The sequence below is a fragment of the Nonomuraea rosea genome (assembly GCF_039539705.1).
GTDB lineage: Bacteria > Actinomycetota > Actinomycetes > Streptosporangiales > Streptosporangiaceae > Nonomuraea > Nonomuraea rosea.
Genome location: NZ_BAABDQ010000022.1, coordinates 1 through 25,806, shown reverse-complemented (window position 1 = coordinate 25,806; position 25,806 = coordinate 1). Strand labels below are relative to the sequence as shown.

The following is a 25,806-nucleotide window of genomic DNA, read 5'->3' as shown; positions in this document are numbered from 1 at the left end:
GCAGAACGTCCGGTGATCCGCATCAGCCCCCGGATCCCCTGACGTACATCCACGGGATGACACGACCGCCGGAGCACATCCGGGGAAGGATGCCCGCACCCCGGCCTTCTCCGTAGCCTCTGGTCATGACAACCGAGAGCCCCGGCGGCGGGGGCACCGACAGCCCGGCGGTGGTGCGGCTCGACGGCGTGAGCAAGCACTTCGGGGAGACCGTGGCGCTGGACGGCGTCTCTTTGGAGATCCGCGCCGGTGAGGCCGTCGCGGTGATGGGCCCGTCGGGGTGCGGCAAGTCGACGCTGCTCAACATGATCGCCGGGCTGGACCGCCCCACCTCGGGGACGGTCACCGTGCGGGGCGAGGATCTGGGGCGGCTGGACGAGAGCGGGCTGGCGGTGTTCAGGCGGCGCGGGATCGGCATGATCTTCCAGTTCTTCAACCTGCTCGATGACCTGACCGCGCTCGACAACGTGGCCCTGGCCGCGCAGCTGACCGGCACCCCGGCGGCGCAGGCCCGCAGGCGGGCGCTCGAACTCCTGGACGAGCTCGGCATCGCCGGCCGCGCCGCCCGCTATCCCGCGGTGCTGAGCGGCGGTGAGCGCCAGCGGGTCGCCGTCGCCAGGGCCCTGATGAACCGTCCCGCCCTGTTGCTGGCCGACGAGCCGACGGGCGCTCTGGACAGCGGCACGGGTGAACAGGTCATGGACCTGCTGCTCGACCTGCATCAGATCGGGCAGACGCTGCTGCTGGTCACCCATGACCAGCGGCTGGCCGAGCGGTGCGCGAGCCGGGTGATCGAGTTCGCCGACGGCAGGGTGACCGGGGAGCGGGCCGTGGCCTCATGAGCGGTGACGTCGGGAGGCGGTTCGAGGGTGCGGGGGCGGTGTGGCGGGTGTCGGTGGCGGCGGTACGGCGGCGCCGCTTCCAGAGCGTCGTGCTCGGCGTGGTCGTCCTGTGCTCCAGCGTGGCGATCGTGATGGCGCTCGGCCTGCTCGAAGCCACCTCGGCGCCCTTCGACCGGGCCTTCGAACGGCAGCGCGGGGCGCACGTCGTGGCCACGTTCGACACCACCAAGGTCTCAGGCGACCAGCTGCTCCAGGTGGCACGCCGATCGGCGGCTGGGCCGTCGGCAGGATCGGCGGCGGCGGTGGAGGCGGTGGCCGGGCCGTTCGGGCAGGTCGTCGTCACCGTGGCAGGCACCGCGCAGAGCCTGCCGCCTGGCCCGCTCGCGGTCGTCGGCCGCCCCGGCCCTGGAGGCCCGGTGGACCGGGTGGATCTGTGGGCGGGCCGCTGGGCCGCCGCACCCGGGCAGATCGTGGTCAACCGCCCGGCCGAGCCGTTCTTCCGCGACCTGCTGGGGGCAACGGTCGAGCTCGAAGGGGGCACGCGGCTCACCATCGTCGGCCTGGCCAGCAGCCTCAGCAGGTCAGCGGAGGCCTGGGTCACACCGGACCAGCTCCAGGCCCTGCAGAGCGCGGGCCAACCAGCGGGCCAGACGGAAGGCCAGCCGACGGGGCGCCCCGGCGGCTCAACGGCGGGGCAGCCTGCCGCCGCTCAACTGCTGCTGCGCTTCACCACCGCCAAGACGGACGGCGACCTGCGCGCGGCCATGGCGGCCCTCACGTCGAGCCTGCCCGAGGGCTCGCTGCTGGACTCGCAGACGTACCTGGCCGTCAAACGGGACGTCGCCAGGACGGCCTCGGTCTACGTCCCGTTCCTGACGGTGTTCGGCGTTCTGGGCCTGGCGGTCGCGGTGCTCATCGTCGCGAACGTCATCAGCGGCGCCGTCGTGGCCGGCCTGCGGCACATCGGGGTGCTCAAGTCCGTGGGGTTCACGCCCCACCAGGTGGTCGCGGTGTATCTGGGCATGGTCCTGCTGCCCGGGTTCGCGGGCTGCCTGGCGGGCACGGCGCTCGGCGGGCTGGCCGCGCAGCCGTTGCTGCGGCACCTGTTCGAGGGCACGGGGTCGGCCGACTTCGGCGCCGGGATCAGCCTCCGGGTGTACGCGCTGGCGCTGGCCGGCGTACCGGCCGTGGTGGTGCTGGCCGCGCTGGGGCCGGCCTCGCGGGCGTACCGGCTGTCGGCCGCGCAGACGATCAGCGCGGGCAGCGCGCCGCGCGCCGGGCGGGCCCAGCGGGTGCAGCGGCTGCTGGCCGGCACGCGGCTGCCGCGCTCGGTCAGCCTGGGGCTGGGGCTGCCGCTCGCGCGTCCGGGCCGCTCCCTGCTGACGCTGGCCGCGGTCGTGCTCGGCGTGACGACGGTGACGCTGGCCTCAGGCCTGTTCCGTACGATGACCGCGTACGGGGACGCGGCGCAGCGGGTCGGCCACGTCGACACGGTGGTCCACGTGGGCCGGCCGGACCAGACCAGGCCCCGCCACGACGACGCCGGGATCGAGGCGCTGCTGCGCGGGCTGCCCGGCGCCCGGCACGTGATCGCGGACGCCTGGATCGACCTGCGCCTGGCGGGACGGTCCGGGCGGATCATGGTCCAGTTCCTGCGCGGGGACACCGCGGCACGGGGTGAGACGATCGTGCGCGGGCGCCGGCTGTCGGGGCCGGGCGAGGTGGTCGTCCCGTCGGCGTTCATGAGGGTGCACGGGCTCGGGATCGGTGACCGGCTCACCCTCACGCTCGGCGGCGCGCGTACGCCGGTCACGATCGTGGGCGAGGCCATGAGCGGCGCGGACGACCCGCTCATGGCGAGCTGGCCGACACTGATGGCGCTCGACCCGGAGATGCGACCCACCCAGTACGAGGTCGGTCTGGCCCCCGGCACGGACGTCGAGCCCTACAACGCCGCGGTACGCAGGGCCGACCCGGGCCTGTACCCGGCCGCCCAGTCACCGACGAACCGCGACAGCGTGACCGTCATCGGCGCGGCATCCGCGTTCACGCTGCTGCTCGGCACGGTCGCGGCGCTCGGCGTGTTCAACACCGTGCTGCTCAACACCCGCGAACGCCGCCGCGACCTGGGCATGCTCAAGTCGATCGGGATGACCCCGCGCCAGGTGAGCGTGATGATGGTGACGTCAATGGCGGCGCTGGGCGCGTTCGGCGGGCTGCTCGGGCTGCCGATCGGAGTCGTCGCGCACCGGGTGGTCGTGGGGGCCATGTCCGGTGCGGCGGGCCTGACGCTGCCGGACTTCATGCTGGACGTCTGGCGAGCCGCTGAGCTGGCCCTGCCGCCGCTGGCGGGGGTGGCGATCGCGATGCTGGGGGCGTTCGTGCCCGCGCGCTCGGCGGCGCGGCTGACGATCGCCGAGGCGCTGCACACCGAATGAATTCCGCCCCTTGCATTTCCAGTATATGACCTGCCGCGCCCATTTAATGGGAAATGGTCGCCATTGGTCATCCCGCAATTTCCCCGCTTTTGACTCGTGGTTTTTCCAGCGAATACTGGTACGGTCTTTTCTGCCATTCCTGGAGGAGATGGAGTCACGCATGAATGCGGAAAAGGCCCTCAACGTCGGCCCGTCCGGAATCGAGGTGGTCTACGAGCGCTTCGGCGATCCCGAGGCGCCGCCCGTGCTCCTCGTGATGGGCGCCGGCGGGCAGATGATCGCCTGGCACGAGGGTTTCTGCGCCGAGCTCGTCGCGCAGGGGCTGCAGGCGATCCGGTTCGACAACCGCGACGTGGGCCTGTCCACGCATTTCCACGACGCACCGGTCCCCGACCTGCCGGCCGTGCTGGCGGGCGACCTTTCCTCGGTCTCCTACACGCTGTCCGACATGGCGGGCGACACCGTCGGCCTGCTCGACGCGCTCGGCCTGGACAGCGCCCACCTCGTCGGCGCCTCGATGGGCGGGATGATCGCCCAAACCGCCGCGATCGAGCACCCAGGCCGGGTCGGCTCGCTGACCTCGATCATGTCCTCCACCGGCGACGGCTCCGTGGGCCAGCCGCATCCGGAGGCGCTGGCCGCGCTGGCCGGTCCGCCGGCCACGACCCGGGAGGAGGTCATCGAGCAGTGGGTCAGGGCGTCCCGGGTGGTGCGATCACCCGGCTTCGAGCCCGACGAGGCCACGCTGCGCGAACGCGTCGGGCTCGCCTACGACCGCTCCTTCGACCCGACCGGCATGATCCGCCAGGCCGTGGCGGTCGTCGCCTCCGGTGACCGGACGGCGCTGCTGGGCTCACTCGACCTGCCCGCCCTGATCGTCCACGGCGCCGACGACGTCCTGTGCGACGTCAGCGGCGGGCGCGCGACCGCGGACGCCATCCCGGGCGCCGAGCTCGTCGTCATCGACGGCATGGGGCACGACCTGCCCCGAGCGCTGTGGCCCGGCCTCGCCGCCCGCATCGCCGCCGTCGTCCAGCGCGCCGAGTCCGTCACCCGCTCACCCCTGTAGTCAGACCCGTCCGCAGCGGCCTCCGCCTCAGTAGAGGAGGCCGCTCCCGGACGTCGGCCTCACTTGAGGAAGCCGCCTCCAGGCGTCGGCCCCGCCTCAAGGAGGCCGCCTCAGGAGACCATTTCCAGACGTCGGCCTCCGCCTAAGGAGGCCGCCTAAGAAAGCCGCCTCAGGAGGCCGCTTCCGGGTGTCGTTGGCCGGCGGCCCTGATCAGGAACGCCACGGTGTCGTCCGGCGGCGTCGTCACCTGCAGCCCGGTGCCGGACAGGACCTCCGCGATCAGCTCCCGATCGCCGACCCACTGCACCGCCAGCTCGTCCACCAGGTCCCCACGGAGGTCGAAGCACGACGTATGCGCCTGGGTGATCCAGAAGACCGCCTTGGGCGCCTGCCCGTCCGGGGTCGCCTCCCGTACGTGCTGCCAGGCGCCGGAGGCCGTCGGCCACAGGTCGGGCTCGGCGAGGTAGCCGTGCGCGGCGAGCCGTTCGAAGGCCCGGACGATCTCGCAGAGGTCGGACGACCGGTCGGTGGCCAGGCAGGTCACCACCCCGTCCTCCGGCTTGTTGAGCCCGTGCACCGCCGCGAACAGCGCGTCCATCGCCTCGTCCGCCTGCCTGCCCAGCTCGTCGGAGTCCAGCTCCAGCAGCGCGTCCTCGTCCTCCCGGTCCGACTGCCCGGGAACGCAGACCACCAGGCCCTCCCGCGCGAACACCGACTGGACGTTCGACGGCAGCCCGCCCCGCCACGCGATGCCGATGTCCTTGACCAGGGAGCCGTCCGGCGCGAAGTGGCCGTCGAGGTCGGCGGGCAGGCTCAGCAGCCCGCTGGTCTCGCCCTCCGCCGCGAACCGCTCCGCGTCCACGAGCCGCCAGCCGTCGCTCTCCAGCCGGCTGACCGCCTGGTCGAAGCCGTCGCGCTGCGACCAGCGAGCCGGATCGGCGGATCCGCCGGCGAGCTCGCCGGCCACCTCGGCGCGCCGCTGCTGGAGGAACGCCCGCGTCTCGGCGATCAGGTCCCGGTCCATCAGGGTGTCCAGCACCATCGGCCACCAGCCCTCGGCCCCGGTGAAGGCCGCCGGGTCCAGCTCCTTCAACGACAGCCACAGCCGCTCGGTGTAGTCGCGGCCGGCCTCCTCGGGCTCGCCGTTCAGCGCCCGCTGGCGCGCCCTGAGCCGGTAGAGGAACTCGACGAAGCTCTCCAGGTCGGTGTTGACCTTCTCCGCCTGCGGCTCCCCGTCGAGCGAGAGCAGGCCGACGACGCCGCCGCGCAGGTCGAGGAAGTACCGCATGCCGCCCTCGCCGGCCGTACCGCCGAGAATGAGCACGTCCACGTCTCCGCCGCCGGTCTTGAACACCACGGAGGCGCCGGACGAGGGCTCGCCCGCCACGGCGGCGGTGAACGCCAGGTCCGCACGCACCGGCAGCCCGACCTGGCCCAGGATCCGCGCGTCCGCGTCGGAGAGCCCCTTGTCGCGAAGGTGCTCGACCTCCATCAGCAGCACGGCTTCGTCACCGAAGAGCTCGACCATCTGTTCATGCGTTACCACGAGAGTCAGCACCCTTGTCGTTGTGGACGGCCCGCCGCGGCGGCGCCAGGCCCCGGGACCAAGATCCCATAGGCGTAGGGAGTGTAGGGCAAGATCTACTTCCCGGTCATTTCGCCGCCCGGAGTCCGGGCGGGGTTAGCATGACCGTCCATGACAGAGTCGGCCTTCCTCACCTCCACCCGATCCGGCTACGGCGCCGCCGCCACGCTCTACGCGGAGAGCATCCCCAAGAGCTACCACGCCGGCCCGCTCAACCGCGCGATGATCCCCCTGTTCGCCGAGCTGGTGCGGGCTTCGGGTGACGGCCCGGTGGCGGACGTGGGATGCGGGCCCGGCCACGTCACCGCGCATCTGCGCGATCTCGGCGTCGACGCGTTCGGCGTCGACCTGTCGCCGGAGATGGTGGCGATCGCCAGGGACGCCTATCCGGACCTCCGCTTCGAGGTGGGGCTCATGGCGGCCCTGGACGTGGCGGACGCCTCGCTCGCCGGGGTGCTCTCCAACTACTCGATCATCCACACGCCGCCGGAGCGGCTGCCCGAGATCCTTGCCGAGTTCTACCGGGTGCTCGCGCCCGGCGGCCACCTGCTGGTGGCCTTCCAGGGGTACGACGATCCCGACGAGGTGGCGGAGGCGTTCGATCATCGGGTGTGCCTCGCCTACCGCTATTCGCCGGATCGCGTCGCCGAGCTGCTGCTCAAGGCGGGGCTCCCCGAGATAGCGCGGCTGATCATCGCGCCTTCCGAGGACGCCACGCGCGGATGGCCGCAGGCGCACCTGCTGGCCCGCCGTCCGGCCTAGCGGATCCCTCCTGCGGCCGCGGACACGATCCGGCCGGCGCCCCTCCTGCGTCCGCTGACACGATCCGGTCCGCGGCCGCAGGTCAGGTGAAGTTGGCCAGGATCGTGGCGAAGTCGAGCATCCGGCCCGCGGGCGGCCGGCCCAGCTCCACCGTCCCCGCCGCCTTGACCTCGCCGTAGAGCGCCCCGACGTGCTGCACCACGGCGGCGCGCACCCCGGCGGCATCGCGTTCGACCAGCGCGGTCAGCATGGCCCGGTGGTGCGGGTCGAAGCGCTCGTCGGCCCGCTGAAGCGCCAGCGTGTGCTCGCGGAACTCCGCCATCTGCGGCACCAGCGCCAGATAGATCTGCAGCAGCAGGTCGTTGTGCGCGGCCCTGATCAGGCTCTCGTGAACCTGCTCGTCGGTGCGCACCAGCACGGCCAGGTCGCCCTTGCGCCGGGCCGACTCGTGCTCGCGGCAGCGCGCCGCCACCTCGTCGATGTCGGCCTGGGTGGCGCGGGCGCAGGCCAGCCCGGACGCGGCCAGCTCCAGCCCGATCCGGACCTCCAGCACCTCGGCGATGGCCGGGCCCTGGGTGGCGCTCCAGTGGACGAACTGCTCGCTCGGCTCCGGCTCCGTGGGATGCCGGACGTACGTGCCGCGCCCTCGTACGACGTCGAGGACCCCCAGCGTGTGGAGCTTGCGGATGGCCTCGCGCAGGGAGCTGCGCCCGACCTGGAGCTGGCGGGCCAGCTCGGGCTCCGAGGGCAGCCGGTCGCCGGGCCGCAGCGCGCCGGAGTCGATCTCGGCCAGCAGCTGCTCGGCGATGACGTCGGGCAAGGGGGTGCGAGCGAGCGGCTCGTACCGAACGGGGTCACGTGTCTGCTCGGTGCTCACCGGGATATTCTGCCACATCCGTTGACTGATGTCAGACAACAGACTACGTTGCCGGATTAATCCGGAAGAGGGTGGTCTCGTTGATCAAAGTAGGTGTCCGCTTCCCACCGGCCACGCGAGCGGACCAGATCGCCGAAGAGGTGCGGCGCGCCGAGCGCTACGGGTTCGACGTCGCCTGGATCGCCGACTCGCAGCTGCTGTGGCGCGACGTGTACGCGGCCATGGCCGTCGCCGCGACCAGGACCGACCGCATCAGCCTGGCCACCGCGGTCACGAACGTCGTCACCCGGCACCCGACCGTGGTGGCCTCGGGCATCAACACGGTCGCGGAGCTGGCGCCGGGCCGCGTCATCCTGGGCCTGGGCACCGGCGACAGCTCGGTCAAGCCCATGGGCATCCGCCCGTCGAAGCGGGCCGAGCTCCAGGCGGCCATCGAGCAGATCCGCGCGCTGCTGAGCGGCGGGGAATGGGAGTACGGCGAGCGGCGGCTGCGCCTGCGCGACGCCGGCGGCGCGGTGCCCGTGCACATCGCCGCGAGCGGCCCGCGCACGCTGGAGCTGGCCGGTGAGATCGCCGACGGCGTGGTCACCCTGGCCGGCATCTCGCCCGAGACGCTCGGCCAGACGACGAAGGCGGTGCGGAAGGGCCTGGCCGGGTCGCCGCGGCCCTTCGAGTTCACCGCCGGGGCGTTCTGCAAGGTCACCGACGACCTCGAACGCGACGCGGCCGTGCTCAAGCCGATCTGCCTGCACATGGCCACCATCGGCGGCCAGGACTTCCTGCGCATCGCCGGGATCGAGCTGGCCCCGCCGCCGCACGTGCCCGAGGTCTACCCGGACATGGTGCACGCCGAGGACTGGGAGCTGGCCATCCGGCACGCCTCCAAGTGGGTCACCGACGAGATGGCGGTCCGGTTCGCCCAGACGTTCTGCCTGTTCGGCACCGTCAACGACATCGTGGAACGCGCCAGGAAGGCGGTCGAGCTGGGAGCGACCGGCTTCTACCTGCGGCACGTCGGCAACTACACGCTGCCGAGCGAGCTGATCGAGAGCTTCGGCGGCGACGTGCTCCCCCGTCTGCGCGAGCTCTCATGAGCGGCGTCCCAGCGAGCAGCGGCCCGATAAACAGCGCGGTAAACAGCGCGGTGAGCAGCGCGGTGAGCAGTGCCTCCGTCACGGTCACCGGCGAGTACGTCGTGGACGCGCTGGCCGCCCTGGCCCGCGTCCCCTCCGCCGTGCCCCTGGGCGCGCGGACCCTCATCGACCCCGACCACCCCGCGCTCGTCCGCTACGTCCAGGACCACCTGCGCCCGGCGTTCCTGGCGGCGGGCGCGACGGACGTCATCGACCTGCCCGCCAACCAGTTCGCCGTCCGGTTCGGCGACGGCGACGGCCCCACGCTGGCGCTCATGGCCTACACGCCCACCCAGCACCACAACCTCATGACCGACCCGTGGTCCGGCCGCATCCGCACGCCGATCGAGCTGGGCGTGGACGAGCCGTGCCTGTTCGGCCAGGGCGTCTCGCAGAACAAGGCGCACCAGGCGTGCCTGCTCGACCTGGCCAGCTGGCTCGTCGCCGAGCAGGTCGAGCTGCACGGGACGCTGCTGCTGTGCGTCAACAACGAGGGCCGCAGCAGCCACGACTGCTCCCGTACCATCCTCGACGCCCTCCCCTACCGGCCCGACCTGGTCATCCAGCTCTTCCCCACCGGGTTCGAGGTGTCGCTCGGCAACCGGGGCCGGGTGGACGTGATCGTCGACGTCCACGGCCAGGCCGCGCATTCGTCGAACCCCCCGGACGGGGACAGCCGGGTCATCGACGTCGCCGCGGACGTGGTCGTCAGGCTGCGCGAGCTCGACGCGGTCGTACGGTCCCGCGCCGTGCATCCGGAGCTCGGCCGCGAGCAGGTCGTCCCGTACCTGGTCAGCTACGAGCCGCTGGCCCCGCACACGCTGCCGGCGTCGGCGCGGATCGTCGTGGACCGGCGGCTGCTGCCCGGCACCGATCCGGCGCAGGCCGCCGCGGAGATCGCCGAGGCGCTGGAGGACCTGGAGGGGTGCCAGGTCAGGCCGGGGGTCACGATGCTGCCGGCCTATCTGCCGCCCGAGCGCCGCGAGGTGCTGGGCGCGCTCGACGCCGCGGTCCGGGAGCGTTTCGGCGAGTCCCGGCACGGCTTCTACGGGGGTTCTTTCGACGCGGGAGGGCCGGCTGAGCGCGGCATTCCCACCGTCATGTTCGGGGTACCCGCCGAGGGAGATCTCCTCGGCGACGACTTCGTACGGCTGTCCGCCGTACGCGACGAGGCCGCCGTGCTTCGTGACACCGTCACCCGCTTCCTGAGGAAGTGACCGCCATGGCACAACCGTCCAGCTCCACCCGGGTCGTCCTCGCCAGCCTGGCCGGGACCACGATCGAGTGGTACGAGTTCTTCATCTACGGCACCGCCGCCGTGCTGGTGTTCGACAAGCTCTTCTTCCCCAGTTACGACGATCTGGTCGGCACCCTGCTGTCGCTGTCGACGTTCGCGCTGGCGTTCGTGGCCAGGCCGATCGGCGGCGCGCTCTTCGGGCACTTCGGCGACCGGCTGGGCCGCAAGTCCATGCTGGTCGTCACGTTGTGCCTGATGGGCGGCGCCACGCTGTGCATCGGCCTGCTGCCGACGTACGAGACGATCGGCGTGGCCGCCCCGATCCTGCTGGTGGCGCTGCGCGTCGTCCAGGGCCTGTCCCTGGGCGGCGAGTACGGCGGCGCGGTGCTGATGAGCGTCGAGCACGCCGCCCGCGCCCGGCGCGGCTTCTTCGGCGCCCTGGTCAACACCGGCGCCGCCTGGGGCCTGCTGCTCGCCAACCTGGTGTTCCTGCTCACCTCGCAGCTGTCCGACGACGCCTTCCTGGCCTGGGGCTGGCGGGTGCCGTTCCTGCTGAGCGCGATCCTGGTCGGGCTGGGCCTGGTCATCCGGCTGAAGCTGGCGGAGAGCCCCGACTTCCAGGAGGTCAAGGAGAGCGGCGAGGTCAGGAAGACGCCGCTCGCGGAGGTGCTGTCGAACCACTGGCCGCGCGTGCTGCTCATGTGCCTGGCCTACATCCCGGCCGGCGTCACCTTCTACATCGCGACCGTCTACTCCCTCAGCTACGGCGAGAAGCAGCTCGGCCTGGACCGCGACCTGATCCTGCAGCTCGTGCTGCTGGTCAACGTGTTCACCATCGTCGCCATCCCGTTCTTCGGCTGGCTGTCGGACCGGGTGGACCGCAAGCGGATCTTCTGGGTCAGCATCGTGGCGATGGCGGCGCTGCCGTATGTGTGGTTCTCCCTCTTCGAGACCGGCTCGTTCGGCCTGATGCTGGTCGGCTTCGTGGTGCTGTTCATCCCGTACGCCGCCAACTACGGCACCATGCCGGCCTTCTTCGCCCACGTCTTCCCGCCGGCCGTGCGCTACACGGGCATGTCGGTCGGCTACACGCTCGGCACGGTGTTCGGCAGCGGCCTGGCCCCGATCATCGCCACCGGGCTGTACGGCGGCACCGGCTCCTGGCTGGCCATCGCCGTCTACATGACCGCCGCGGGCGTCGTGGGGACGGTGGCCGCGCTGTTCCTGACCGAGCGGCACGGCGCGGAACGGGCGAAGGAGGAAATCTCCACATGACCACCGCCACCTTTCTCAGGGCCGGCGACCTGCGGGAGGCCACCGAGCTGAAGGCCGCGCACCCGGAGGCCACGCTGCTCGCGGGCGGCACGGACGTCATGGTCGGCCTCAACTTCGGCCACCGGACCGCCTCCGCCCTGATCGACCTCTCCCGGGTGCCCGAGCTGCGCGCGTGGTCGCGCGACGGCGACACGATCACGCTCGGCGCGGGCGTGCCGTACACGCGGATCGTCGAGGAGCTCGGCGCCGAGCTGCCGGGCCTGGCGCAGGCCGCGCGCACGGTCGGCTCCGCGCAGATCCGCAACAGGGCCACCGTGGGCGGCAACCTCGGTACCGCCTCCCCCGCCGGGGACGCGCTGCCGCCGCTGCTGTCGGCCCGCGCCTCGATCGAGGTCGCCTCGGTGCGGGGCACGCGGTCGGTCCCAGCCAGGGAGTTCTTCGTCGGCCCAGGACGTTCGGTGCTGGCCCAGGACGAGATCGTGACGGCGGTGCGGGTGCCGGTGGCCGCGGGCGCGGAGCAGTTCGCCAAGCTCGGGCCGCGCAACGCCATGGTGATCGCCGTCGCGTCCGTGGCGCTGACGCTGGACCCCGGCCGCCGCCGCGTCGGGTGCGCCGTCGGCTCGTCGGCCCCGACGCCGGTCGCCGCCGCGCGGGCCGAGGCGTTCGCCGCCGCCGAGCTGGACTGGGCGGGCGGCGGCGCGCTGCCCGCCCAGGTCCGCACCCGGTTCGGCGAGCTGGTGGCGCAGGCCACCGCCCCCATCGACGACGTACGCGGCAGCGCCGGCTACCGCCGGCACGCCGTCGCCGTGCTCGCCCGGCGCACGCTGGCGTGGGCCTGGCAGGAACAGTGCCGTCGTGATGGTGAAGGAGAGCTGAACAGGTGAGGGTCGATCTGCGGGTGAACGGGGTGCCCAGGAGCCTCGACGGGGTCCAGGCGGGTGAGAGCCTGCTGTTCCTGCTGCGCGAGCGGGCCGGGCTTCCGGGCTCCAAGAACGCCTGCGAGCAGGGCGAATGCGGCTCGTGCACGGTCTACCTGGACGGCACGCCGGTGTGCGCCTGCCTGGTCGCGGCCGGGCAGGCGGAGGGCTCGTCCGTGGTGACCGTCGAAGGGCTGGCCGGCGGGCAGGAGGCGCATCCGGTGCAGCAGGCGTTCGTGGACGCGGGCGCGGTGCAGTGCGGGTTCTGCACGCCGGGGCTCCTGGTCGCGGTGCACGACCTGCTGGCCAGGTGCCCGGATCCGGACGAGCCGGAGATCCGCGAGGCCCTGGCGGGGAACCTGTGCCGCTGCACCGGCTACGAGAAGATCTTCGACGCCGTACGCCTGGCCGCGGGGCGGTCCCGATGACCATGACCCGTCCCCAGTCGCCGCCCGTCGCGGCCGACGGTGTGGGGGCCTCGGCCCGCCGCCCCGACGCGATGTCCAAGGTGCGCGGCGACTTCGCGTACTCATCCGATCTGTGGCACGACGAGATGGTGTGGGGCGCGACCGTCCGCAGCCCGCACCCGCACGCGCGGATCGTGTCCGTGGACGTGTCGGCGGCGCTCGCACTGCCCGGCGTGCACGCGGCGCTGACCGCCGCGGACGTGCCGGGCGTCAACCGCTACGGGCTGGAGACGCGCGACCAGCCGGTGCTGGCCGAGGACGTGGTGCGCTACATCGGCGAGCCCGTCGCCGTCGTCGCCGCCGGCACGCCCGAGCTGGCCCGCCGCGCCGCCGGGCTCGTCCGCGTCGAGTACGCCGAGCTGCCCGCCGTGACCGACCCGGAACGCGCGCTGGACAGCCCGGGGGTGCACGAGGGCGGCAACCTCGTCCGCCACCTGCGCATCCGCCGCGGCACCCCGGCCACGGCCGACGTGGTGGTGACCGGCGAGTACGAGGTGGGCATGCAGGACCAGGCCTTCCTCGGCCCGGAGTCCTGCCTGGCCGTGCCCGCCGGGCAGGGCGTCGACCTCTACTGCTCGACGCAGTGGCTGCACGTCGACCAGGACCAGCTCGCGGAGTGCCTGGCGCTGCCGAAGGAGGACGTACGGCTGACGCTGTCCGGCGTGGGCGGCGCGTTCGGCGGCAGGGAGGACCTGAGCGTGCAGGCCCACGCCTGCCTGCTGGCGCTGCGGCTGGACCGGCCGGTGAAGATGAGCTACGGGCGCGAGGAGTCGTTCGCCGGCCACGTGCACCGCCATCCGGCGCGGATGCGCTACGAGCACGGCGCGACCCGCGACGGGCGGCTGCTCTACGTCAAGGCCGACATCCTGCTCGACGGCGGCGCGTACGCCTCCACGTCGGCCGCCGTGACCGGGAACGCCGGCTGTTTCGCGATCGGCCCCTACGAGGTGCCGGCCGTCGAGGTGGACTGCCGCGCCGTCTACACCAACAACCCGCCCGCCGGGGCGATGCGCGGCTTCGGCGCCGTCCAGGTCTGCTTCGGGCACGAGTCGCAGATGGACAAGCTGGCCGCCGCACTCGGCCTCGACCCCGTGGAGCTGCGGCTGCGCAACACGGTCAGCACCGGCTCGGTGATGGCGACCGGGCAGCGCGTCGAAGGCCCGGCCCCCGTGGCCGAGCTGCTGCGCCGGGTCGCGGGCAAGCCCGTGCCGCCGCCCGCGGGCGACGATCCCCGGCTGCTGCCCGGCGGCACCTCCAACTCCACCCGCGCCGGCCAGCTCGTGCGCGGCGTCGGGTACGGGCTGTCGGTGAAGAACATCTGCAAGTCCGCCGGGTACGACGACTACGGCACGGCCCGGGTGCGCCTGTTCGCCCACGACGGCGAGACGGTCGCCGAGGTGCACACCGCCGCCGCCGAGGTCGGCCAGGGCCTCGTCACCGTGCAGGCGCAGATCGCGCGGACCGAGCTGGCCGCCGCGCGGGTCACGATCCTGCCCGCCGACACGGCCGTCGGCGACGCCGGGACCTCCTCGGCCTCGCGGCAGACGTGGATCTCGGGAGGCGCCGTGCGCGCCGCCTGCCTGGCCGTCCGCGCCCAGGTGCTGGAACGCGCGGCCGTGCGGCTCGGCGAGCCCGCGGCGGACCTCGTGTACGGGGGCGACACGGTCACGGCGCCGTCAGGACGCTCAATCGCGCTCGCGGAGCTGCTGGCCACGGGCGACGTGGACGAGACGGCCGTCTTCCGCCACCGGGCCACCGAGGCGCTCGACCCGGAGACCGGCCAGGGCGACGCCCACGTGGCCTACGCCTTCGCCGCCCACCGGGCCATCGTGGACGTGGACCCGGAGCTGGGGTCGGTACGCGTGGTGGAGATCGCCTGCGCGCAGGACGTCGGCAAGGCGATCAACCCGGCAGCGGTCGAGGGCCAGATGCACGGCGGCATCGCGCAGGGGCTCGGGCTGGCCGTCATGGAGGAGATCAGGCTGCGCGACGGCCGGATCCTGAACCCGTCGTTCACCGACTACCTGATCCCGACCACGATGGACATGCCGCCGACCGTGCTCGACATCCTCGAACTGCCGCGCCCCGACTCCCCGTACGGGCTGACCGGGGTGGGCGAGCCTCCGCTGCTGTCGGCGCCGGCCGCGATCGCGGCGGCCATCAGGGACGCCGTCGGAGCCGCCGCCGGCGCGCTCGACCGGATCCCGATGACGCCCGAGGCCGTCGCGACGGCCGTCCTGGAGCACCCGATGTGAGGCGCGTCCATGCGGGCCCGGCATGGCGCCGAACTTCTGCTCGCGGACGGCACTCGAAACAGTGGTCCGGTTCACGCCTACCCGCGCCTGCGATTCTCGGCCGGCGGGATCCCCGACGTCTCCGTTTATGCGTTCTTCCCCGATGAGAAGGGCAGTCCATCGGGCTGCTCACCCAGGACTGCGTGAGCAGACCCGCCCGGGAAGATATGCCGGACGGCAGACGCGGCGGCGGGCCCCTCCGGGCGAGATTCGTTCCATGAACGTCTGGAACAGAACACTGACCGCCGTCGCCGCGGGGGCGGCGCTGGCGGGCGCCTTGCAGGTCCCGGCGACTGCCGCCGCCCCGGCGTTGAGCTGGCAGGAGTGCGGCGGCGGCCTCGAATGCGCCAAGCTGACCGTCCCGATCGACTGGAAACGTCCCGGCGGCGCCAAGACGCGGGTCGACACCGCGCGGATGCCCGCGCGCGACCCCGCACGCAAGCTCGGCTCGATCGTGGTCAACACCGGCGGCGGCGCGACCATCCAGCCCGTACGCTCGATGCCCGCGGTGGTGTCTGAGCTGACCACCTGGTTCGATGTGATCCTGATCGACCCCAGGGGCCTCGGGGACAAGGGCAGCGACTCGCTCGTGGAGTGCCCGGTGCCGCAGCCGGGCATCGCGGGGCTGGTCATGGCGCCCGGCGAGGCGGGCTGGCGCGCGCAGGCCGAGGCGAACGCGGCCTACGACGCCTCCTGCCGCGAGGCCATGGGACCTGCCTACGCGGGCCTGACCTCCTGGCAGGTCGCCCACGACCTGGACGCGCTGCGCGCCGCGCTCGGCGAGCCGAAGCTGCGCTACCTGGGCAACTCCTACGGCACCGTGTACGGCCAGGCGTACCTGGAGCTCTTCCCCGCCAAGGTCGGCCGGATGGTGCTCGACGGGATCCCCGACCACACCCAGCCGTCGCTCGAACGGTGGCTGACGAACTACGCCCGTACGCAGGAGCAGCAGCTCACGCGCTTCCGCGACTGGTGCAGGGCCGGGTGCGCGCTCGGCGGCGACGACGCGATCAAGGTGTTCGACGACCTGCTGGCCCGCGTCCGCCGGGCCCCGCTGCCCGCGGGCGGGCAGACGGTGAACGAGCGGGCGTTCCTCGTCGCGGTGACCGAAGGGCTCACCCCGCCCGCCTGGCCGCGTCTGGCCGCGGCGCTGCGCAAGGCCGCCGACGGTGACGCGACCGACCTGGCCAAGCTGCGGCCGCTCCCACCCGAGCGGCCCGCCTACACTCAGGGCGCGATGCTGTGCCACGACTTCATGCCCGAACCGCCCGGCTACCGCGACTTCCTGGCCATGGAGTCGCGGCTGCGCGCCGCCGCGCCGCGGATCGGCTGGGTGCAGGGCCGCTACCAGGTGGGCCGCTGCGTGGGCATGGGTGGCGGTCCCGCCTACCCGCCGCATCCGCTGCGCGCCGGGAGCGCGCCTCCGGTGCTGCTCGCGATCGGCGACACCGACGCCAACACGCCGCATCTGGGCGCCGAGCACCTGGCCGGGCGGCTGCCGAAGGCGCGCGTGGTCCGGCACGGGGACGGGCACGCCGCGTACCTCATGCAGGGCGCGGCCGGGCTGAACGGGACCTGCCTGCGCCGGCACGTCCACGACTACCTGACCGCGGGGACGCTGCCGCCGTCCGGGGCGCGCTGCCCCGGCGACCTGGTGGCCAGGATCCCGAGAGGATGAGCCGGGGAGTGATCGGAGCATGGCGGGCGCTGCCGCAGGTGGCGCAGGACGCCGCCCTGGCGGCCCTCGCGGCCCTGGTCATCGTGGGTTTCCCGCTGCTGACCGGCTGGGGGTCGGACGGACGATTGCCGCTGGCCGGCTGGGGGTCGGACGGACAGTCGCCGCTGGCCGGCTGGGGGTCGGACGGGCGGTCGCTGCTGTGGGTGGCGCTGGTCTGCGGGATGTGCGCGCCACTGGCGCTGCGCCGCCGCCTGCCGCTGACGGCCGCGCTCGCCTCGTGCGCGGCCGTCGTCCTGGCCAGGCTGCTGCACCAGCCGGAGGTCGGCGTCTGGGTGACGCTGGCGGCGTTCGGCTCGGCCGCCTACCACCGGGAGCGGGGCCGGGCGCTGCCCGCGATCACCGCGACGTGCTTGCTGGTCGCGCTCGACCTCATGCTCGGTGAGACGCTGTCCCATCCGTCCCGGCTGGCCGTCTCGGTGGCGGCGGGGCTCGCCCCGGTGGCGCTCGGCCACATCCTGCGCCTGCGGCACGACCAGGCCAGGCAGGCCGTGCTCATCCAGCAGGGCCGGGAGCGCGCCAGGATCGCGCGCGAGGTGCACGACGTGGTCGGCCACCACCTCAGCGCCATCAGGCTGCAGGCCGTGGGCGCCCGGCGGGCCACCCCCGCCGACGCCGATCGGGCGCTGCAGGTGATCGCCGACATCTCCGGCACCGCGCTCGGGGAGACCCGGCGGCTGCTCGGGCTGCTGCGGGAGGATGCGGCGGAGACCGACCTGCGCGCGCTGGCCGAGCGGCTGTCCCGCCAGGGCCTCCGCGTGCGGCTGGACGGCGACCCGCTGCGCGGGCCGGTTCCTTCGCAGGTCAGGTACGCGGTGTACCGGATCGTGCAGGAGTCGCTCACCAACGTCATGCGGCACTCCGGAGTCACCCGCGCGGTCGTGCGGGTCAGCCGCGGGAAGGGAGACGTGGTGGCCGTGGTGGAGGACGACGGCCAGGCCGTTCCCGGCGGACCCGCCCCGTCCGAGGGCGGCGGGCTGAGGGGCATGCGGGAGCGGGCCGAGCTCCTGGGCGGCACGCTCACCGCGGGACCGCGAGCGCCGCACGGGTGGCGGGTGACCGCACGATTCCCGGACGATTCCCCGCACGATCACGCGGACGCTTCCCTCCACGATCGCCCGGACGGCTTTTCACACGATTCCCCTCTCGACGGAGAGCAACGCCGATGAGCATTCGAGTGGTCGTCGCCGATGACCAGGCGCCCACCCGGGAGGGCCTGCGCCTGCTGCTGTCGTCGGAGCCGGGCATCGAGGTGGCGGGCACGGCCTCGGACGGCTTCGAGGTGGTCGCGATGGCCCGCAGGCTGCGGCCCGACGTGGTGCTCACCGACATCCGCATGCCGCGCATGGACGGCCTGACCGCCATCCGCGAGCTCCTGGCCCTCGATCCGGTGCCCGCCGTCGTGGCGCTGACCACGTTCAACCTGGACGAATACCTCTTCGGCGCGCTACAGGCGGGCGCGGTCGGGTTCCTGCTGAAGGAGAGCGACCCGAGCCTGATCCTCGACGCCGTACGGGTCGCCCACGAAGGGCACGGCCTGGTGGACCCGCAGGTCACACCGCGCCTCCTGCAGCACTTCGCGGCCACCTCACCCCGGCCGCGCACGGGCGAGCTGGCCACGCTGACGCCGCGCGAGAGCGACGTGCTGCGCCACCTGGCCGCCGGCAACAGCAACGCCGAGATCGCCGAAGCGCTGGTCATCGCGCCGGGCACGGTCAAGGTCCACATCGAGCGGATCCTGGCCAAGCTCGGGCTGAACACCCGCCTGCAGGCGGCCCTCTACGCCCACCGCCACGGGCTCGTCACATGGACGGATCTGCCCTGACCCCATTCATGAGATAATGATTCCCACGGAGCCCTCTCGGCTGCGGGCGCGACGCCCGGGCGAGAGGGTTTTTTCATGCCCGGATACCGCGGAGAAGCGTCCCGCGGCCCGCGCGCCCACCTCAAGGAGTGCTCATGAAACTCGGTTTGTCCTGCCCTCGATTCACCTGGCCGGCCGGCGACGCCGCCATCGCCGAACGATTCGCGGCCGTCGCCCGCGGCGCCGACGAGGCGGGCCTGCACAGCTTCTGGGTGATGGACCATTTCTTCCAGATCCCCAATTTCGGCGCCGTGACGGATCCGATGCTGGAGGCGTACGGCGCATTGTCCTATGCCGCCGCCCTCACCAGCCGGGTCACGCTGGGCACTCTGGTGACCGGCGCCGTCTACCGCTCGCCCGGCCTGCTGGTGAAGCAGGTCAGCACCCTGGACGCGCTCTCGGGCGGCCGCGCCGTGCTCGGGGTCGGCGCGGCCTGGTACGAGGAGGAGGCCCGCGGGCTCGGACTGCCCTTCCCGCCGCTGGCCGAGCGGTTCGCGCGGCTGGAGGAGACCCTGAAGATCGCCTTGCTGATGTGGAGCGCGGGCGACGAGCCGTACGAGGGCGCGCACTACCAGTTGGGGCGGACGCTCAACGCGCCGCAGGCCCGGCCGCCCATCCTGATCGGCGGCAGCGGGGAGAAGAAGACCCTGCGGCTGGTCGCCCAGTACGCCGACGCCTGCAATTTCCTGTACGGCGCCGACGTGCGCCACAAGCTGGCCGTCCTGCGCGCCCACTGCGAACGCCTGGGACGCCGCTACGAGGACATCGAGAAGACTTTGCACATGCGCATCCCCGACGGCCAGACGGTCGAGGAGAGCGTCGAGCGTTGCGCCGAACTGGCCGCCCTGGGCATCGAGCACGTCATCGTCGTCGTGCCCGATCCGAGCGAAGGCGCGTGGCAGGCGTACCTGGCCGATCTGGCCGCGCGGATCGCCCCCATCGCACAGGCGGGACGGTGAGCATTCCTTTAATTTCATTTCAACACGCGAATCTCTGCCCCATCGGCACCAGGGCGGAATATCATCTCAACGGCAATCCCGGCAACGGCCAGAACTGCGGGACAAGAGCGGACGACGCTCCGGCGCGCGCAGTTCGATTTCGGCGGCACGTTAGCCCAGGTGATGCATGATGTGCTGAAGGGCGCTACAGTACCTGCAACCTTGACCTTATTGGAGCATCATGGCGAAGCGCATCGTTGAATCCTTTATCGACGACATCGACGGCAGTGACGCCGAGGGAACCACGACGTTCGCTCTCGACGACACGAACTACGAGATCGACTTGTCCGGCTCGAATCGGGAGAAGCTGGAGAAGGCTCTGGCGCCCTTCATCACGAAGGCGCGTGCCGTCCGCGCCGAGCGAACCCATCGTGGCCGGCGCGGAGCGGCCGCTTCGTCCCGGGCCATGAGCCGCGAGAAGTCGACGGAGATCCGGCGGTGGGCCAAGGCGCAGGGCCTGCCGGTGAGCGAGCGGGGCCGGATCGCCTCCACCGTCGTGGAGCAGTACGAGGCAGCCCACTGACCGCCGCGTCCCGGGACGTGCCGCCGCCCGCGTGTCTGCGCGTGCCGCTGCCCGGGCAGCTGTTTGCGTCTCTGCGCGGGCAGCCGCCCGGGGCGCCGCACGTGCATCTGCGCGGGCGCGGTCAACCGGGGCGGTAGCAGCAGCGCATGCCCATCTGGACGGTGGCCCGCAGCTCGCCGCCGATGAGCGGGTCGGCCTCGTCGATGACGTCCAGCGTGCGCCTGATGGCCTTGCCGACCGCGATCCTGGCCCGTTCGGCGTCGCCGGCGAAGTTTCGGGCCCGCCCGCCGAGGCGGGTGGCCGCCGCCACCTCGTCGAGCAGCCAGTCACGCTCGGCGCGGGCCGCGGCGGCTCGTTCGACGTCGTTCATCGACTCGAAGTCCGCTATCTCGGCCTGGAGCTGTGACAGGCGCTGCATGTACGTGCGCCTGGCCAGGTCGTCGAGCAGCGGCTGGCCGGCGGCCGTCTCCTGCGCGGCCGACCGGCCGGCGGGTGTGAGGCCCGCGGCCAGTTCGAGCGAGGCGATCTCCTGGTGGGGGTTGGCCAGCAGGACCGCGAGATGACGCATCCCCACGCTGTCGCGGACGTACGCGGTCCTGCCGCCCAGCTCGATGTGCCAGCGCCAGCCCTTGCGGCGGCAGGACACGGCCGTGCCCGCGCCGCCGGCCGCCGGATCGTCCTGCCGCGCCAGCAGGGCCCGCACCTCCAGCAGGCGGCGCTCGGCGGTTCCCTGGTCCGCGACCTGGAACAGGTCGGCCAGGCGCCGCAGCAACTCGGCGTACAGATCTGTCGTGGCGCTCCCGCCGCCCCAGGCAGACGCCGCCGGTCCCCCTGTGGCGGCTCCGCTGGTAAGTGTCTCCATGCCCCCTCCTCGGCCGTGCTCGGTCTCGTCGAACGTACGGGCGCGCAAGGGTGCGGAAGATCGGTCGCCATTACCTATGTTCGGGCGGGCGCTGCCTAGATTAGGCCGAGTTCGATGGCCTGGCCGCGCGCCTCGGCCGCGTACTCCGTCAGCGCCGCCAGCGACGACTCCCGCTCCAGCAACCGCATTCCCCGCAGTATCCGCCCAAGCCACCAGGAACCGGAACCCATCCGGAGAACGGACGTCAGCAGCGGCGCGGCCGTGCACTGGGGTTTCCGGAAAAATCTTAATTCGCCGTGTCGATGTGAGCCCAGCGCGTTCGACGCGTCGGTGACGGGACGGGAGAACACCTTCCCTGACTCACCTGACGGAGGACACGATGCAGAAGATCACCACATACCTGTGGTTCGACAACCAGGCCGAGGAGGCCGCCACCTTCTACACGTCGCTGTTCGGGAACTCGCGGATCCACCACGTCCAGCGATACGGGGACGGCGGCCCCGGGCCGGCGGGGACGGCCATGATGGTCACGTTCGAGCTGGCCGGCCAGCAGTTCATCGCGCTGAACGGCGGGCCCCAGTTCAAGTTCACCGAAGCGATCTCGCTCTTCGTCGACTGCGGGTCGCAGGAGGAGGTGGACGAGCTGTGGGACAAGCTCACCGAGGGCGGCGAGGAGTCGCAGTGCGGCTGGCTCAAGGACCGGTGGGGCCTGTCGTGGCAGATCATCCTCCGGGCGCTGCCCGAGCTGATGTCCAGCCCTGATCCGGTCAAGGCGCAGCAGGTCATGCAGGCCATGCTGGGCATGCAGAAGATCGACATCAAGGCGCTGGAGGACGCCGCCCGCACCTGACCGACCGCGCCCCTCCGGCGCGCGGCCAGCCTGCTCCGGCTAGCTGCTCCGGCCGACCCGCCACCCGCGCCTGACCGGCCGTGCCCGCTCCGGCGGGCGACCGGGTCGTGCCCGCTCCGGCGCGACCGGCGGCCGGCCGGGGCGCGGCCAGTTGCTCCGGCTGGCAGCAACCGGGCTACTCCGGCCGACGGCGGCCGGGCTTGCGGGTTGATCGCGAGTGCGGTCATCCGTGAAGCTGGTGCTGACGCCGCCGCCTGCCCGGAAGGCAATGAATGATCACGTTCGGGTACGCCGACACGCCGTTCGGCCAGATCCACCACGCCTCCTGCGGCACCGGCGACCCGGTGCTCCTCCTGCACCAGACCCCTCGTTCCTGGGACGAGTACCGGGAGGTCCTGCCGCTGCTCGGCCGCACGCGCCGGGCGATCGCGATGGACACGCTCGGCTTCGGCAACTCCGCTCCACCCCCGAGCCACTCCATCGAGGCGTACGCGGCCGGGGTGCTCGCCCTCATGGACGCGCTCGGCCTGCGGGAGGCCGCCGTGGCGGGCCATCACACCGGCGGCGTGGTGGCGCTGGAGGTGGCGGCGAGCGCGCCGGAACGGGTGTCGCGGCTGGTGCTGTCGTCGACGCCATTGGTGGATGAGGAGAGCCGGCTGCGTCGCAAGGACCGGCCGCCGATCGACGCGGCGCGCGAACGGCCCGACGGCTCTCACCTGGCGGAGCTGTGGAACGCGCGGGCGCCGTACTATCCGTGGCGGCTGCTCAACCGCTTCGTCCGCGACGCGCTGACCGTCCTGCCCGAGGTGGAGAGGGGGCACGAGGCCGTCGGCGCGTACCGGATGGAGGAGCGCACCGGGCTCGTCCGCTGCCCGGTACTTCTTGTGGGGGCGAGCGGGGACCCGTTCGCGCTGCCGGAATTGGCGCGGCTGGCGGCGTACTTCCCGGGCAGCACGCAGACGGTGATCGAGGGCGGTGTGATCCCGCTGGAGCACCAGGCTGCGGAGTTCGCCACGGTAGTGGCGGAGTTCCTGCGGTCGTGACGGCGCGGGTGGCCGCCGGACGTGAGCAACCGGCCCCTTCGCCGGCCGGACCTGCCTCCGGCGTGAGGGGAGGGGTACTGAACCCCCTTACCTCACGCCGGGACAGGCGCCGTTACGCGCTCAGACTTCTTCGACGCTGCTCGGCTCACGCCGGGACAGGTCGATACCGAGCTCTTCCGCCGCGCGGAAGACGTCCTCGTCGGTGTCGCGCATCTCGATGGACATGCCGTCGCTGGAGAGCACCTCGACGTTCAGGCACAGCGACTGCATTTCCTTGATGAGGACCTTGAAGGACTCCGGGATGCCCGGCTCGGGGATGTTCTCGCCCTTGACGATCGCCTCGTAGACCTTCACGCGGCCGAGAACGTCGTCGGACTTGATGGTCAGCAGCTCCTGCAGGGCGTAGGCGGCGCCGTACGCCTCCAGCGCCCACACTTCCATCTCACCGAAGCGCTGGCCGCCGAACTGGGCCTTACCGCCGAGCGGCTGCTGGGTGATCATGGAGTAGGGACCGGTCGACCGTGCGTGGATCTTGTCGTCGACCAGGTGGAGCAGCTTCAGGATGTAGACGTAGCCGACCGCGATGGGGTAGGGGAACGGCTCGCCGGAGCGGCCGTCGAACAGCCGCGCCTTCCCACCGCCCTGTACCAGCCGATCTCCGTCACGGTCAGGGATGGTGCTGCTGAGCAGCCCCACGATCTCTTCTTCGTTGGCGCCGTCGAAGACCGGGGTGGCCATGTTGGTGCCAGGGGCGACCTTCTCGAAGCCCTTGTCGCGCAGCCGCTCGGCCCACGCCTCCTGGACGCCGGAGATGTCCCAGCCCCGGGCGGCGATCCAGCCGAGATGGAACTCCAGCACCTGGCCGACGTTCATCCGGCCGGGCACGCCCAGCGGGTTGAGGATGATGTCGACCGGGGTGCCGTCCTCCAGGAACGGCATGTCCTCGACCGGCAGGATCTTGGAGATGACGCCCTTGTTACCGTGCCGGCCGGCCAGCTTGTCACCGTCGGTGATCTTACGCTTCTCCGCCACGTAGACGCGGACCAGCTCGTTCACGCCGGGAGGAAGCTCGTCGCCCTCCTCGCGCGAGAACACCCGCACCCCGATGACCTTGCCCTGCTTGCCGTGCGGCACCTTCAGCGAGGTGTCGCGGACTTCGCGGGCCTTCTCGCCGAAGATCGCGCGAAGCAGCCGCTCCTCCGGCGTCAGCTCGGTCTCCCCCTTGGGCGTGACCTTGCCGACCAGGATGTCGCCGGGTACGACCTCGGCGCCGATCCGGATGATCCCGCGCTCGTCGAGGTCGGCCAGGACCTCTTCGGAGACGTTGGGGATGTCGCGGGTGATCTCCTCCGGGCCCAGCTTGGTGTCACGGGCGTCGACCTCGTGCTCCTCGATGTGAACCGAGGACAGCACGTCGTCCTGCACGAGGCGCTGGGACAGGATGATCGCGTCTTCGTAGTTGTGACCCTCCCACGGCATGAACGCCACGAGCAGGTTCTTGCCCAGGGCCATCTCGCCGCCCTCGGTGCAGGGACCGTCGGCGATGACCTGGTTGACCTCGACCCGGTCGCCCTCGGCGACGATGGGCTTCTGGTTGAAGGAGGTGCCCTGGTTGGAGCGCTTGAACTTCGCCACCCGGTACGTCGTCCGCGTGCCGTCGTCGTTCATGACCGTGACGTAGTCGGCGGAGACCTCCTCGACCACGCCCGCCTTCTCGGCGCTGATCATGTCACCCGTGTCGGTCGCGGCACGGTATTCCATGCCGGTGCCGACCAGCGGCGCCTCGCTCTTGAGCAGCGGCACCGACTGACGCATCATGTTCGCGCCCATCAGGGCCCGGTTGGCGTCGTCGTGCTCAAGGAAGGGGATCATCGCGGTGGCGACCGACACCATCTGGCGCGGCGACACGTCGATGTAGTCGACCTCCTCGGCCCGCATGAGCTCCGTCTCACCGCCCTTGGTGCGGACCAGGACGCGGGCCTCGGCGAACGTGCCGTCGGCGTTGAGCACCGTGTTGGCCTGCGCCTTGACGAAACGGTCTTCCTCGTCGGCGGTGAGGTAGTCGATCTGCTCGGTCACCCGGCCGTCGACGACCTTGCGGTAGGGCGTCTCGATGAAGCCGAAGGCGTTGAGCCTGCCGTAGGAGGCCAGCGAGCCGATCAGGCCGATGTTCGGGCCTTCCGGGGTCTCGATCGGGCACATCCGGCCGTAGTGGGACGGGTGCACGTCACGGACCTCGAAGCCGGCCCGCTCACGCGACAGACCGCCGGGGCCGAGCGCGTTGAGGCGCCGCTTGTGCGTCAGCCCGGCCAGCGGGTTGATCTGGTCCATGAACTGCGACAGCTGCGAGGTGCCGAAGAACTCCTTCATCGACGCCACGACCGGGCGGATGTTGATCAGAGTCTGCGGGGTGATGGCCTCGACGTCCTGCGTGGTCATCCGCTCGCGGACGACGCGCTCCATCCGCGCCAGGCCCAGGCGGACCTGGTTCTGGATGAGCTCGCCGACGCTGCGCAGGCGGCGGTTGCCGAAGTGGTCGATGTCGTCGACCTCGACGATCACCGTGTCGATCGGCGCACCCTCGACCGCGGGCATCGAGTCCTCGCCCGCGTGCAGGCGGACGATGTACTCGATCGTGGCGACGATGTCGTCCTCGGTGAGGCTGCCCCGGGTGATCTCGGAGTTGACGCCCAGCTTCTTGTTGATCTTGTACCGGCCGACCTTGGCGATGTCGTACCGCTTGGGGTTGAAGTACAGGTTCTCCAGCAGGGTCTGCGCCGACTCCTTGGTCGGCGGCTCGCCCGGGCGCAGCTTGCGGTAGATGTCGAGCAGCGCGTCGTCCTGGCCGGACGTGTGGTCCTTCTCCAGGGTGGCGCGCATCGACTCGTACTGGCCGAACCGCTCCAAAATGGCGTCACTCGTCCAGCCGAGCGCCTTGAGCAGCACCGTCACCGGCTGCTTGCGCTTGCGGTCGATGCGCACACCGACGCTGTCGCGCTTGTCGATCTCGAACTCCAGCCAGGCACCCCGCGACG

Annotated in this window: 21 protein-coding genes; 17 read left to right on the top strand and 4 right to left on the bottom strand. The window is 72.0% G+C overall.

The features are described from left to right. Window positions 1-125 precede the first annotated feature (125 nt). The 3 genes from ABEA43_RS39025 (at window position 126) to ABEA43_RS39015 (ending at window position 4,349) form a co-directional block, all read left to right on the top strand. Window positions 126-842, top strand: a complete 717-nt coding sequence (locus ABEA43_RS39025; protein ID WP_345570037.1) for an ABC transporter ATP-binding protein — start codon at window positions 126-128, stop codon at window positions 840-842. Continuing rightward, window positions 839-3,280 carry an ABC transporter permease gene (locus tag ABEA43_RS39020; RefSeq protein ID WP_345570035.1) on the top strand — a complete coding sequence of 814 codons (2,442 nt, stop codon included), beginning with the start codon at window positions 839-841 and terminating at the stop codon, window positions 3,278-3,280. The genes ABEA43_RS39025 and ABEA43_RS39020 overlap by 4 nt, the downstream gene beginning before the upstream one ends. A gap of 160 nt (window positions 3,281-3,440) precedes the next feature. Further along, the gene (locus tag ABEA43_RS39015) at window positions 3,441-4,349 is read left to right on the top strand and encodes an alpha/beta fold hydrolase (protein ID WP_345570034.1); all 909 of its coding nucleotides are present in this window, start codon (window positions 3,441-3,443) and stop codon (window positions 4,347-4,349) included. Window positions 4,350-4,518: 169 nt separating this feature from the next. Here ABEA43_RS39015 and ABEA43_RS39010 read toward each other — a convergent pair whose 3' ends face one another. Further along, window positions 4,519-5,895 (bottom strand): SUKH-4 family immunity protein, encoded by a 1,377-nt coding sequence (locus ABEA43_RS39010; protein WP_345570032.1) that lies wholly within the window; start codon window positions 5,893-5,895, stop codon window positions 4,519-4,521. A 150-nt stretch (window positions 5,896-6,045) separates the two neighbouring features. Here ABEA43_RS39010 and ABEA43_RS39005 point away from each other — a divergent pair, with 150 nt between their 5' ends. Continuing rightward, entirely contained in the window at window positions 6,046-6,696 is a 651-nt protein-coding gene (locus ABEA43_RS39005; RefSeq protein WP_345570031.1) for a class I SAM-dependent methyltransferase, read from the top strand. An 82-nt stretch (window positions 6,697-6,778) separates the two neighbouring features. On the opposite strand, the gene ABEA43_RS39000 is transcribed toward ABEA43_RS39005, so the two are convergent. After that, complete coding sequence (locus tag ABEA43_RS39000; RefSeq protein WP_345570029.1) at window positions 6,779-7,573, bottom strand: FadR/GntR family transcriptional regulator; 795 nt, start codon at window positions 7,571-7,573, stop codon at window positions 6,779-6,781. 80 nt (window positions 7,574-7,653) lie between these two features. Between ABEA43_RS39000 and ABEA43_RS38995 the strand changes: the two genes are divergently transcribed. From ABEA43_RS38995 to ABEA43_RS38945, 11 genes are all read left to right on the top strand, one after another. Continuing rightward, window positions 7,654-8,667 (top strand): LLM class flavin-dependent oxidoreductase, encoded by a 1,014-nt coding sequence (locus ABEA43_RS38995; protein WP_345570028.1) that lies wholly within the window; start codon window positions 7,654-7,656, stop codon window positions 8,665-8,667. A gap of 62 nt (window positions 8,668-8,729) precedes the next feature. After that, complete coding sequence (locus tag ABEA43_RS38990) at window positions 8,730-9,923, top strand: peptidase dimerization domain-containing protein (RefSeq protein ID WP_345570026.1); 1,194 nt, start codon at window positions 8,730-8,732, stop codon at window positions 9,921-9,923. Between the two features lie 5 nt (window positions 9,924-9,928). Continuing rightward, window positions 9,929-11,218 (top strand): MFS transporter, encoded by a 1,290-nt coding sequence (locus ABEA43_RS38985; protein ID WP_345570024.1) that lies wholly within the window; start codon window positions 9,929-9,931, stop codon window positions 11,216-11,218. Continuing rightward, complete coding sequence (locus ABEA43_RS38980) at window positions 11,215-12,102, top strand: FAD binding domain-containing protein (protein ID WP_345570022.1); 888 nt, start codon at window positions 11,215-11,217, stop codon at window positions 12,100-12,102. The genes ABEA43_RS38985 and ABEA43_RS38980 overlap by 4 nt, the downstream gene beginning before the upstream one ends. Next, window positions 12,099-12,563, top strand: a complete 465-nt coding sequence (locus ABEA43_RS38975) for a (2Fe-2S)-binding protein (protein ID WP_345570020.1) — start codon at window positions 12,099-12,101, stop codon at window positions 12,561-12,563. Before ABEA43_RS38980 ends, ABEA43_RS38975 begins: the two co-directional genes overlap by 4 nt. Window positions 12,564-12,565: 2 nt before the next feature. Beyond that, window positions 12,566-14,857 carry a xanthine dehydrogenase subunit D gene (gene pucD, locus ABEA43_RS38970; RefSeq protein ID WP_425570445.1) on the top strand — a complete coding sequence of 764 codons (2,292 nt, stop codon included), beginning with the start codon at window positions 12,566-12,568 and terminating at the stop codon, window positions 14,855-14,857. A gap of 256 nt (window positions 14,858-15,113) precedes the next feature. After that, complete coding sequence (locus ABEA43_RS38965; protein WP_345570016.1) at window positions 15,114-16,574, top strand: alpha/beta fold hydrolase; 1,461 nt, start codon at window positions 15,114-15,116, stop codon at window positions 16,572-16,574. After that, complete coding sequence (locus ABEA43_RS38960) at window positions 16,571-17,800, top strand: sensor histidine kinase (RefSeq protein ID WP_345570014.1); 1,230 nt, start codon at window positions 16,571-16,573, stop codon at window positions 17,798-17,800. Before ABEA43_RS38965 ends, ABEA43_RS38960 begins: the two co-directional genes overlap by 4 nt. Next, window positions 17,797-18,456 carry a response regulator gene (locus tag ABEA43_RS38955; protein ID WP_345570012.1) on the top strand — a complete coding sequence of 220 codons (660 nt, stop codon included), beginning with the start codon at window positions 17,797-17,799 and terminating at the stop codon, window positions 18,454-18,456. The genes ABEA43_RS38960 and ABEA43_RS38955 overlap by 4 nt, the downstream gene beginning before the upstream one ends. 134 nt (window positions 18,457-18,590) lie before the next feature. Beyond that, window positions 18,591-19,454, top strand: a complete 864-nt coding sequence (locus ABEA43_RS38950; protein ID WP_345570010.1) for an LLM class F420-dependent oxidoreductase — start codon at window positions 18,591-18,593, stop codon at window positions 19,452-19,454. Window positions 19,455-19,674: 220 nt separating this feature from the next. After that, window positions 19,675-20,016 carry a histone-like nucleoid-structuring protein Lsr2 gene (locus ABEA43_RS38945; RefSeq protein ID WP_345570008.1) on the top strand — a complete coding sequence of 114 codons (342 nt, stop codon included), beginning with the start codon at window positions 19,675-19,677 and terminating at the stop codon, window positions 20,014-20,016. Window positions 20,017-20,137: 121 nt separating this feature from the next. Here the strand turns inward: ABEA43_RS38945 and ABEA43_RS38940 are convergent, their stop codons facing one another. After that, window positions 20,138-20,878, bottom strand: a complete 741-nt coding sequence (locus ABEA43_RS38940) for a hypothetical protein (protein WP_345570007.1) — start codon at window positions 20,876-20,878, stop codon at window positions 20,138-20,140. Window positions 20,879-21,257: 379 nt separating this feature from the next. Here ABEA43_RS38940 and ABEA43_RS38935 point away from each other — a divergent pair, with 379 nt between their 5' ends. Both ABEA43_RS38935 and ABEA43_RS38930 read left to right on the top strand, forming a co-directional pair. Then, the gene (locus ABEA43_RS38935; protein WP_345570005.1) at window positions 21,258-21,728 is read left to right on the top strand and encodes a VOC family protein; all 471 of its coding nucleotides are present in this window, start codon (window positions 21,258-21,260) and stop codon (window positions 21,726-21,728) included. Between the two features lie 272 nt (window positions 21,729-22,000). Next, a complete protein-coding gene (locus ABEA43_RS38930; RefSeq protein WP_345570003.1) occupies window positions 22,001-22,771 on the top strand; it encodes an alpha/beta fold hydrolase in 771 nt (256 codons plus the stop codon). Between the two features lie 120 nt (window positions 22,772-22,891). Here ABEA43_RS38930 and rpoB read toward each other — a convergent pair. Next, a partial coding sequence (gene rpoB / locus ABEA43_RS38925) for a DNA-directed RNA polymerase subunit beta (protein WP_345570001.1) occupies window positions 22,892-25,806 on the bottom strand: 2,915 nt, incomplete at its 5' end.